A 10,709-nucleotide genomic window follows, 5' to 3' on the forward strand; every position below is an offset into this window, starting at 1 on the left:
GCCGCGTCAGCTTCGCCAACGACTTGGGCCAGTACCTTGTCCCACACGCCCCGACGCGCATAGGCGCGGTGCCGCTTCCACACCGTCTGCCACGGTCCGAACTCACCTCGAGGCAGGTCCCTCCACGGGATCCCCGTCCGATACCGGTAGATGATCCCGTTGACGATCATCCGATTGTTCGTGAACGGGTGACCCTTCCTGCCCTCATTGGAGGGCAGGAGCGGCGCGATCCGCTCCCACTGCTCATCCGTCAACGCCTCAAACCTGCTCCCAGAACCCACCGGTCCAGTATCCCGCGAGCCTCAACCAACATATCGGAGACACGCTCTAGTGGCTTGGCTCGTCCTCAGAGATGGCGTCCGGTTGCAGTCGATACCCCATGCCTGCCTCGGTAATGAGATAGCGGGGTATGCCCGGCTCAGGTTCGAGCTTCTTGCGGAGTTGTGCGATGTAGAGCCGGAGGTAGCCGGTATCGCTGACGTGTTCGGAGCCCCAGATTTCGGTCAGCATCGTCTGGCGCGTTACCAACTTGCCGGGGTTTCGGATCAGCAGTTCGAGGACTTGCCACTCGGTAGGCGTGAGCCGGACGCTCTCGCTTTGCTCGCCCAAGGTCTTCATGACTGTGTGGGTCGAGAGGTCCACGGTGACGTCGCCGAACTTCACGATGGGATCGCTGTCGTGCTGCGGGAGGCGTCGAGTAAGCGCGCGGATGCGGGCGAGGAGTTCTTCGATGGAGAAGGGCTTTGTCACATAGTCGTCCGCTCCTGCGTCAAGGGCTTCGACTTTGTCCGCGGCGCCCGTCCGCCCGGACACGACGAGGATTGGCGCGCCGGACCAGCCTCGTATGCCCTCGATGACCTGCACTCCGTCTAGCTCGGGCATACCTAGGTCGAGCATGAAGATGTCCGGGTGATGGTCTATTGCGGCGGCGATCGCTTGGCTTCCGTTCGCCGCGGTGATGATGTCGTAGCCCTTCGCGGTGAGGGTAATGCGGAGGGCGCGGAGAATCTGTGGGTCGTCGTCGGCGATGAGGATTTTCATGGTCGGCCCTTTCCTCGCTCGTGTTGCGTCTGGGGCGCGTTTGTGGCCGGCAGCGTAATGACCATCGTGAGGCCGCCCCCTGGGGTGTCCTCGGGCGTGAGGGTTCCCCCCATGCCTTCTACGAAGCCCTTGGAGAGCGCGAGGCCCAGGCCGAGCCCTGTCGTGTTGTCCGTATCCCCAAGACGCTGGAATGGAACGAACACGTCGTCACGGCGATCCGGGGGGATGCCGGGACCGTGGTCGATGATCCGGACTTCGACCTTCCCGGCGAACTCGCTGGTGGCGATTCGCACTCGCGACCCGGCGGGGGCGTGCCGGACCGCGTTGGCAAGCAGGTTGACGATAACCCGTTGCAGGAGAACTGGGTCGGCCATGGCAGGCGAGAGGTCTGGGTCCAGGTCGAGCTCGACTTCTTCGGGGCCAAGGTCGAGTTCGTCAAGGGCGGGGAGGATCACATCGGCAGGGTCGAGGGGGCTGCCCGAGACAGCGAGCACGCCGGCTTGGAGGCGGCTCACGTCGAGGAGGTCGGTGACGAGGCTTGCGAGTGTTGTCAGGCTCTCGTCGGCAGTTGCAAGAAGTTCCTCACGGTCGGACTTGGACAGGGAATCGCGTGCGGCGCGGAGTCCGCTGACGGCTGCAGTCGCAGCGGCAAGGGGGCGGCGTAGGTCATGGCTGAGCGCGGAGAGCAGGGCACCACGAACGCGGTCGGAGGCAGCGAGTGGTTCGACTTCGCTCGCCGTCTCAGCGAGGTCGCTGTGCTCCAGTGCGGCGTCGAGCTGGACGGCAATGGTAGACAGCAGGCGACGTTCGGAGGCTTCGAGGCCTTCCCCGTGCAGCTCCAGCAGAGCTCGGTCGCCGACCGGGACGATGGTCGGTGAGGAGTCTGAGGCCGGTTCTCCGTCCGAGGCGAGAGTGATGTCGCCCGCGACCAGTCGGACGCCGGTCAGGCCGAACGCTTCACGGGTACGGCTCACGAGGGCTTGGAGAGCACCTTGCCCACGCAGCACGCTCCCGGCGATCGTTGCAAGCAGTTCGGACTCGGCTGCGGCCCTCCGAGCCGCACGGGTCTGTCGTGCCGCGCGATCCACGACGTAGCTGACCAGGATCGCGATGATGACGTAGAGAACGAGCGCGAGAACATGCTGGGGCTGGCCGATCGAAACGGTGTGGTAGGGCTCGATGAAGAAGAAGTCGAGGGTCAGTCCCGACAGGATTGCGGCGAACAAGGCGGGCCATAGGCCGCCAATGAGCGCGACGATGACGACGAGGAGCTGGTAGCTCAGCACGTCGCTGGTGATCGACTCCTCGTTGCGAAGCGTGACCAGGAGCCAGGTCAGCGCCGGTCCGCCGAGCAGGGCGAGCACGAAGCCGGTTATGCGCCGTTTGAGCGTCAGCGCGCCTCCGGACTTAGGCAGCGTGAGGCCCCGGCCGGCGGCGGCGTGGTTGACGATGTGGACGTCGATGTTGCCGGCTTCGCGGATCACCGTGGCGCCGATGCCCGGTCCTGTCATGGCCGTGGCGATACGGCCGCGGCGGCTGACGCCGATGACGAGCTGGGTGGCATTGACGGCTCTGGCGAAGTCGACCAAAGCTGTTGGGATGTCGTCGCCGCCGACTTGGTGGTACGTGCCGCCGAGCTTTTCGACCAAGGCACGCTGTTGAGCGAGGGCATAGGGGTTCGCGTTGCGTAGACCGTCTTGGGTCGTGACGTGCACCGCAAGGAGTTCGCCACCGGCCGACCTAGCCGCGATCCGGGCGCCGCGCCGGAGCAACGTTTCCCCTTCGGGTCCGCCGGTGAGCGTGACGACGACGCGCTCGCGCGCCTCCCACTTGCTGTCGATGCCGTGTTCATTGCGGTAGTCCTGCAGCGCGGAATCGACTTCATCCGCCAGCCAGAGCAATGCGAGCTCTCGCAATGCGGTGAGGTTGCCCAGGCGGAAGTAGTTGGAGAGGGCGGCATCGACGCGCTCGGCGGGGTAGACGTAGCCACCAGCGAGCCGGTCGCGGAGTGCCTGCGGCGCGAGGTCAACGACCTCGGTCTGATCGGCGGCGCGCAGCACTTGATCAGGGATTGTCTCGCGTTGCGGGACGCCGGTTATCTCCTGGACGACATCGTTGAGGGACTCGATGTGCTGGATGTTGAGGGTGGAGATGACGTCGATGCCAGCATCGAGAAGTTCCTGAACGTCCTGCCACCGCTTTTCATTGCGCGAGCCGGGAGCGTTGGTGTGAGCCAACTCATCAACGAGCGCGACGTCCGGCTTTCGTGCAAGCACAGTATCCAAGTCCATCTCAGTGAGTTCTACGCCCCGGTGCTGCATGGTTCGGCGGGGAACCGCGTCAAGTCCTTCGGTCATCGCAGACGTGGCAACGCGGCCGTGGGTTTCCACGACCGCGATGACCACGTCTTTACCTTCGCCATGAAGACGTTTGCCTTCTTCAAGCATGGCGTAGGTCTTGCCGACGCCGGGCGCAGCTCCGAGAAGCACTTGTAGCCGTCCCCGTGGTCCCACGTCAATCCTCCAGTTCGTCCAGCGCCAAGTTGAGCTCCAACACATTCACTCTGGGTTCACCCAGATAGCCAAGGTCACGACCTTGGGTGTGAGCGGCGACAAGCTCCTCCACCTGTTCTACGCCCATCGCCCGGGCTTCTGCGACGCGCGCCACCTGGATCGCGGCGTACTCGGGGCTGATATCCGGGTCGAGGCCGGACGCGGAGGCGGTCATCGCGTCCGGCGGCACCTGGTCTTCGCTCACACCGTTGAACTCGGCGACCTGCGCCTTGCGCTCGGCGATAGCGGCGATGAGGTCCTCATTCTCTGGGCCGTAGTTCGATCCATACGAGTTCGCACCATCCCAGCCGTCGCCGGCAGCGGAGGGGCGGGACTGGAAGTACTCGGGCAACGGGTTGCCGTCCGCGTCCAGGAAGCCCTGCCCGATCAGCGACGAGCCGACGACCTCGCCGTCGGTGTTCTTGATGAGGGAGCCGTTGGCCTGAGCGGGCAGGATGAGCTGTCCGACGCCGGTGACGATGAGGGTGTAGACCACGCCGCACAGGACGGTGAAGACCGCCATCGCGCGGATCGCGACCCAGAGGGTGCGTCCGGTGGAGCGGGTTGCAGTGTTCATTTCCGATCTCTCCTTGAGGCTTCGGTCAGAATCCGGGGATGAGGCGCACGACGAGGTCGATGAGCCAGATGCCGATGAACGGCGCGATGATGCCGCCGAGGCCATAGACGAGCAGGTTGCGGCCGAGGACTTTCGAGGCGTTCATCGGCCGGTACTTCACACCGCGCAGAGCGAGCGGGATGAGGATCACGATGATGATCGCGTTGAAGACAATCGCGGACAGCACGGCCGAGGCCGGCGAATGCAGGCCCATGATGTTCAGGACCGCGAGGCCAGGGAAGACACCCATGAACATCGCGGGGATGATCGCGAAGTACTTCGCGATGTCGTTCGCAATGGAGAAGGTCGTCAGCGCCCCGCGGGTGATGAGCAGTTGCTTGCCGATGCGCACGATGTCGATGAGCTTCGTCGGGTCGGAGTCGAGGTCGACCATGTTCCCGGCCTCCTTCGCCGCGGAGGTGCCCGAGTTCATCGCGACCCCGACGTCGGCCTGCGCGAGCGCGGGCGCGTCGTTGGTGCCGTCGCCGGTCATCGCGACGAGGTTGCCGCCCTCCTGTTCCTTGCGGATGTAGGCGAGCTTGTCCTCCGGGGTGGCCTCGGCGAGGAAGCCGTCTACGCCGGCCTCCTTGGCGATCGCCGCAGCGGTGAGCGGATTGTCGCCAGTGATCATGACGGTGCGGATGCCCATCGCACGCAGTTCGGCGAAGCGCTCGCGCAGGCCGTCCTTGACGATGTCCTTGAGGTGGACGACGCCGAGGACTTGCCCCTCGCCAGAGGCGCTCTTGGTCGCGACGACCAGCGGGGTTCCGCCTGTCTGCGAGATGTGTTCGGTGTGCTCCTCGAGCTCGGCGAGCATGCTGCTCGGTAGGCGAGTGCCGCCGTCCTCGAGCCAGGCGATGATCGCGGAGCCGGCGCCCTTGCGGATCAGGGTGCCGTCGGGCAGGTCGAGCCCCGACATGCGGGTCTGGGCCGTGAACGGCACGATCTCACCCTGCGCGGTCGTGCCGACGTTGACGCCCTCAGCCACCGCGAGTTCGACGATCGAGGAGCCCTCGGGGGTCGGGTCGGCCAGGGACGAGAGCGCGGCGGCCCTGATGAGCTCCTGCTCCTGCACGCCGGCCAGGCGCACGAATGCCGAGGCGCGTCGGTTGCCGTAAGTGATCGTGCCCGTCTTGTCGAGCAGCAGCGTCGTCACGTCACCGGCGGCCTCGACCGCGCGGCCGGACATGGCGAGCACGTTGCGCTGCACGAGACGGTCCATGCCCGCGATGCCGATCGCGGACAGTAGCGCGCCGATCGTGGTCGGGATGAGGCAGACCAGCAGGGCGACCAGTACCGTGATCGAGACCGGGCTGGCCGCGTAGGACGCAATCGGGTTCAGGATGAGGGCGACGACGACGAACACGATGGACAGGCTCGCGAGGAGGATGTTCAGCGCGATCTCGTTCGGCGTCTTCTGTCGTGCCGCGCCCTCGACAAGGGCGATCATCCGGTCCACGAAAGTCTCGCCCGGCTTCGAGGTGATCCGTATCACGATCCGGTCGGACAGGACGCGCGTGCCGCCAGTGACCGCGCTGTGGTCACCACCGGACTCGCGGATAACCGGGGCGGACTCCCCGGTGATAGCCGACTCGTCCACCGACGCGATGCCCCAGACGATATCGCCGTCACCGGGGATCAGCTCGCCTGCGGAGACCACGACCGTGTCGCCGAGACGTAGGTCCGCCGAGGCGATGTCCGTGGCCCGGACTCCTGTGGCGCTCGGGTCCTTCGCCGCGTCGTATGCGATCAAGCGATGCGCCGTGGTGCTGGTGCGGGTCTTGCGCAGCGTATCCGCTTGGGCCTTGCCCCGACCCTCCGCGATCGACTCGGCGACGTTCGCGAACAGGACGGTCAGCCACAGCCAGACCGCGATGACCCAGGTGAAGGACACCGGGACCGGCGTGCCACCGGAGGCCTCCGGGCCGCCCATGAACGGCTCGGCGATCGCCAGCGCGGTCGCGAGGACCGCACCGACCCAGACGATGAACATGACCGGGTTGTGCCATTGGTCGCGCGGGTTCAGCTTGCGGAACGCACCGGGCAGCGCGGCTCCGACCTGGGACCAGGAGAACCCGCCCCGCTTCACGGGGCCGCCGGATGCCGGGCGTGCAGGAGTGTGCGTGATGGTGGACATGATTCAGACGAGCCCTTCCGCCAGGGGACCCAGCGCGAGAACGGGGAAATAGGTGAGCGCGGCGACGAGGATGACGGCGCCGATGACGAGGGTGACGAACAGCGGACGGTGGGTGGGCAGCGTGCCAGCGGTCGCCGGAATCTTGTCCTGCTTCGCGAGCGAGCCGGCCAGTGCCAGCACGAGCACGATTGGGATGAACCGGCCGAGCAGCATCGTCACGCCGAGCGCGGTGTCCATCCACGGCGTCGCCGCGGTGATGCCCGCGAAGGCCGAGCCGTTGTTGTTCGCCGCCGAGGTGAAGGCGTACAGAACCTCCGAGAAGCCGTGCACGCCGGGGTTCCAGATCGACGTGTTCTCCACGTCATCCCGCACTCCGGGGATCGCGAAGCTCAACGCGGTGCCCACGAGCACGAGGACCGGGGTGACGAGGATGTACAGGCTGGCGAGCTTGATCTCGCGCGCCCCGATCTTCTTGCCCAGGTATTCCGGGGTGCGCCCGACGAGCAGGCCGGCGATGAACACGGCGATGATGGCCATGATGAGGATGCCGTACAGGCCCGCGCCGACACCGCCAGGGGCGACCTCGCCGAGCATCATGTTGATCATCGTCATCATGCCGCCGAGTGCAGGGAACGAGTCGTGCATCCCCGTGACCGCGCCGGTCGAGGTGATCGTGCTAGTCGTGTCGAACAGCGAGGTCAGCGGCAGGCCGAAGCGCAGCTCGGTGCCTTCCAGCGCTCCTCCGGCGAGTTGCGGGGCGGTGCCCTGACCTGCCAGCAGGAACGCGGTCAGCGCGCCGTAGGAGATGACGAACAGTACGCTCATCGCACCGAGGATGGCGTAGCCCTGACGGACGTCGCCGACCATCTTCCCGAAGGTTCGGGTCAGCGACACCGGGATGACGAGCATGAGCAGGATCTCGAACAGGCTCGTCCACGCGGACGGGTTCTCGAAGGGGTGGGCGGAGTTGGCGTTGTAGAAGCCGCCGCCGTTCGTGCCGAGCTCCTTGATGGCCTCCTGCGAGGCGACCGGGCCGCCAGGCACCGTTGCGGTGCCGCCGGTGAGGGTCGTGACCTCCTGGAAGCCGTTGAAGTTCTGGATCACGCCGCCGATCATCAGCACGATCGCGCCGACGAAAGCGATGGGTAGCAGGATGCGTAGCGTGCCACGCACCAGATCGACCCAGAAGTTGCCGATCGTGCCGGACTTCCGATATGCGAAGCCGCGAACGAGCGCGATCGCGACCGCGATGCCGACCGCGGCGGACACGAAGTTCTGCACCGCAAGCGCGGCGAGCTGCACCGTGTAGCCGAGGGTGGTGTCCGGCGAGTAGGACTGCCAGTTCGTGTTCGTCACGAAGGAGATCGCCGTGTTGAACGACAGGTGCTCGCTCGGAGCGGTCAGGCCCAGCGAGTAGGGCAGCCACTCCTGCAGACGCTGAAAGAGGTAGACGAGCAGGACACCGACGACCGAGAACATGAGCACGCCGCGCAGGTAGGCCTGCCAGGTCTGCTCCGCCTTTGGGTCGACGCCGATGACCTTGTAAAGCCCACGCTCGACCCTCCAGTCCTTCGCGGAGGTGTAGACCCACGCCATGTAGTCGCCGAAGGGGCGATAGAGCACGCCAAGAACGATGACGACGCTCAGCAGCGCCGCGATCGCGAGAACCCACTCCATCAGAACTTCTCCGGCTTCACGAGGGCGAACACGAGATAGACGACGGCGACGACGCCGAGGGCGAGGCCGATGAGCTGGAAGACGATCACAGCTTCTCCACCGCCTTGGCGACGAGGGCGACGACCGCGAACAGGACGATCACGCCCAGAACGTAGACGAGGTCAAGCACAGACAACTCCCTTCGGAGAACTACGGCCCGAGTCCCGGAGCCGAACGCCCATGACAGGCGCAACTCACGATGAAACACTCAGGTCCGCGCGCCAGGAAGGCTCCTAACGGAACAGATACGGTCCCCCGCCTGATCTTGACGTTCTACTAACGCGCGCGACGGCGCGCTTGCGGCACCAGGGCCTTTCAGGCCGTACAGGGAGAGTCGATTCCAGGCTGCGCAAGGAGCCTCATCGCGCAGACAGCCTGCTGCGGGAGCACGCCATTGCCAAGCGCGGTGAGCTGCTGAACCTGCGTCAGCCCGAGGTCGGGATCGGTGACCCACCCATTAGGCAAGCCCATGAGCCATTCCACGAACGCGGGCGCCACCTTTGGCCCACCGCGCTCATTCAGGATCGCAGGGGCTGGGGGGAGGTCGTCCGATGATGCGCTCCCATCGGATGATGGCTCCTGCGTAGCGTCCCCAGCGTCGAAGGACTCCTCGATCAACGCGAATGTCGCTTCCGGGCTCGGCTGCCGCCCGCGACCGGCTACGAGGTCGATCACTTGATGGCTGAGCGCGATTGTCCCGCGCCGTGCTCTCACCTGTGCAAGCGTCTCGGGTGTGTCCCCTAACGTGGTGTAACGGGAAGTGTCCGTGGTGGCCTGGGGCGGCCATCGCGGATGACCCGAGTAACCACTACGAAACCAGGTATCCGCGATGACCACCATCCAGTCTGCCCTCTCCTGCCTGTCTGCGAAGCTTCAGTCCGATCCAGACTTACAGGGCGTCAACGTTCTGCCTCTGATCTTGCAGGCTGCCCTCCAAGACCTCATCAACGCTGAGGCCACCACCCGCATCGGTGCCGCCCCTTACGAGCACACAGGCGCACGCGTGACCATGCGCAACGGGACACGCGACAAGACGGTGGAGACACCCGCAGGCGAAGTGAGTGTCGCCATCCCCAAGCTGCGTACGGGATCCTTCTTCCCCTCCCTGCTCCACCCTCGGCGCAGGGTCGACAAGGCCTTGTGGTCCGTGGTTTGCCAGGCCTGGATCAACGGGGTCTCCACCCGTAAAGTGGCTCTTCGGACATCCGGTGGGGGGTCATGGGGTGAGGCCACCGGCGGCGAGGAGCATTCGGAGGCGGTAGTTGTCGGGGTTGCGGAATCCTCGGGCGAGGCGCCGGTGGAGTTCGATGATGCCGTTGACGGCCTCGGTGCCGCCGTTGTTCGCGCGACCAGTGGTGAAGTACGCCAGGAACGCGTCACGCCACCGGCATAGGGTGCGGCCCAGCCGTGCGATCTCGGGGATCGGGCACGTGTGGAACGTGTCGATGACCTGCTCGGCGATTACCCGCCCGGTGGTCAGGTCCGCCTGCCGGTAGGCGTTCCGCAACTGCTGGGCGCACTGCCACGCCACTTCCACCTCGACGTGCTCGTCCCGGGTGAACGCTGCTTCCAAACGGGCGTGCTGCTTGTCGGTGAGGTTCTCCCTCCCGGCTCGCAGCAGGCGCTGGATGCCGTAGAGCGGGTCGCCCTTGCGTCCCCGATGCCCGAGGGTGGTCTGCTGCACGCGGCGGCGGACCTCATCAACGGCGGCGGTGCCGAGCTTGACGACATGGAACGCGTCCAGCACGGCGACGGCGTCTTCGAGCTCATCATCGATAGCGTTCTTGTAACCGGCGAACGGATCCAACGCCGCGATTCGCACCCGGCGGCGGAATGCGTCGCCGCGCTGTTGGAGCCAGCTCGCGTACGCCTTCCCCGACCTGCCGGGCACCAGATCCAGCAGCCTGGCACGCACCCGGCCGTGCTCGTCGCGGGTGAGGTCGACCATCCCGGTCAACTCCTTCGGCCCCCGCCGGCGCGGGTCGACGTGATGCCACACGTGCTCATCAACACCGAGCGTGGTGACCCCCTCGAAGCGTGCCGGATCATCGGCGAGGCGCTCCAGTTCGGGCTTGACCGCCCGCCAGACCGTCTTCCACGACGTGCCCAACTGACGGGCAAGACCCTGGATCGTCGCGTGCTCGCGACGCAACTGCCCGACCGCCCACGCGACCGCCCGCCGGGTGATCGACCCGCGGACGGCGACGAGCGTGGGGACTTGCTCTACGAACGTCTTCTTCGTGCAGTCCGCGTCGGCGCACCGCCAGACTCGTTGCCGCCACAGCACCCGAACCCGGGCGACGCCGGGCACGTCATGCAGCACTCTCCGACGGCGACCCCGGCCCGTCGCGATGACACCGCACGTCGGGCACCCGACCGGTTGCGGGGGCGTCGAGACCGTCACCACCATCACCTCGTCGTGGCGTTCGACACGCTCAACATGCACGTTCTCGAGGCCAAGCAGCAGGTCGCAGCGGGAACACGGGTCGGTGGCAGGGCGCGCTTCAGCGCACCCCGAAGTATGTTGAAACACGTCGAGGTCCTCGTATCGATCAGACAGTTAGCGCTTCTGATCCTCGGGGACCTCGACCCCTACCCACCCGACCTCACCCGGCGAGCCTCACCCCCACCGGATGTCCGAAGAGCC

The 10,709-nt window shown here is 66.1% G+C and carries 9 protein-coding genes and 1 pseudogene; 2 read left to right on the forward strand and 8 right to left on the reverse strand.

The features are described from left to right. The 7 genes from TA90_RS03410 to TA90_RS03440 all read right to left on the reverse strand — a co-directional run. On the reverse strand, positions 1–281 hold a 281-nt coding region (locus TA90_RS03410), incomplete at its 3' end, for an IS5 family transposase (RefSeq protein WP_043534629.1). A 46-nt stretch (positions 282–327) separates the two neighbouring features. Beyond that, a complete protein-coding gene (locus TA90_RS03415) occupies positions 328–1,041 on the reverse strand; it encodes a response regulator transcription factor (protein ID WP_043534623.1) in 714 nt (237 codons plus the stop codon). Beyond that, positions 1,038–3,599, reverse strand: a complete 2,562-nt coding sequence (locus tag TA90_RS03420; protein WP_052450450.1) for a DUF4118 domain-containing protein — start codon at positions 3,597–3,599, stop codon at positions 1,038–1,040. The genes TA90_RS03415 and TA90_RS03420 overlap by 4 nt, the downstream gene beginning before the upstream one ends. Continuing rightward, positions 3,556–4,170: a K(+)-transporting ATPase subunit C gene (kdpC, locus tag TA90_RS03425; protein WP_043534624.1), complete on the reverse strand. Its 615-nt coding sequence runs from the start codon at positions 4,168–4,170 to the stop codon at positions 3,556–3,558. Before kdpC ends, TA90_RS03420 begins: the two co-directional genes overlap by 44 nt. Positions 4,171–4,195: 25 nt before the next feature. Further along, a complete protein-coding gene (gene kdpB, locus TA90_RS03430; RefSeq protein WP_043534625.1) occupies positions 4,196–6,346 on the reverse strand; it encodes a potassium-transporting ATPase subunit KdpB in 2,151 nt (716 codons plus the stop codon). A 3-nt stretch (positions 6,347–6,349) separates the two neighbouring features. Next, positions 6,350–8,023: a potassium-transporting ATPase subunit KdpA gene (gene kdpA / locus TA90_RS03435; protein ID WP_043534626.1), complete on the reverse strand. Its 1,674-nt coding sequence runs from the start codon at positions 8,021–8,023 to the stop codon at positions 6,350–6,352. Beyond that, positions 8,023–8,112 carry a potassium-transporting ATPase subunit F gene (locus TA90_RS03440; RefSeq protein ID WP_043534627.1) on the reverse strand — a complete coding sequence of 30 codons (90 nt, stop codon included), beginning with the start codon at positions 8,110–8,112 and terminating at the stop codon, positions 8,023–8,025. Before TA90_RS03440 ends, kdpA begins: the two co-directional genes overlap by 1 nt. Before the next feature lie 779 nt (positions 8,113–8,891). Here TA90_RS03440 and TA90_RS15450 point away from each other — a divergent pair. Beyond that, positions 8,892–9,254, forward strand: a pseudogene (locus TA90_RS15450) (transposase); the annotation flags it as partial. Between the two features lie 24 nt (positions 9,255–9,278). Here TA90_RS15450 and TA90_RS03455 read toward each other — a convergent pair. Further along, the gene (locus tag TA90_RS03455; RefSeq protein WP_187120083.1) at positions 9,279–10,595 is read right to left on the reverse strand and encodes an ISL3 family transposase; all 1,317 of its coding nucleotides are present in this window, start codon (positions 10,593–10,595) and stop codon (positions 9,279–9,281) included. Here TA90_RS03455 and TA90_RS15455 point away from each other — a divergent pair. Continuing rightward, a partial coding sequence (locus tag TA90_RS15455) for a hypothetical protein (protein WP_222704595.1) occupies positions 10,482–10,709 on the forward strand: 228 nt, incomplete at its 3' end. The genes TA90_RS03455 and TA90_RS15455 overlap by 114 nt on opposite strands.

The sequence above is a fragment of the Actinomyces polynesiensis genome (assembly GCF_000820725.1).
GTDB classification, from domain to species: Bacteria; Actinomycetota; Actinomycetes; order Actinomycetales; family Actinomycetaceae; genus Pauljensenia; species Pauljensenia polynesiensis.

Coding starts and splice junctions, on each gene's coding strand:
- TA90_RS03415 (WP_043534623.1), bottom strand. CDS start 1,041: ATGAAAATCCTCATCGCCGACGACGACCCACAGATTCTCCGCGCCCTC.
- TA90_RS03420 (WP_052450450.1), bottom strand. CDS start 3,599: ATGTGTTGGAGCTCAACTTGGCGCTGGACGAACTGGAGGATTGACGTG.
- kdpC (WP_043534624.1), bottom strand. CDS start 4,170: ATGAACACTGCAACCCGCTCCACCGGACGCACCCTCTGGGTCGCGATC.
- kdpB (WP_043534625.1), bottom strand. CDS start 6,346: ATGTCCACCATCACGCACACTCCTGCACGCCCGGCATCCGGCGGCCCC.
- kdpA (WP_043534626.1), bottom strand. CDS start 8,023: ATGGAGTGGGTTCTCGCGATCGCGGCGCTGCTGAGCGTCGTCATCGTT.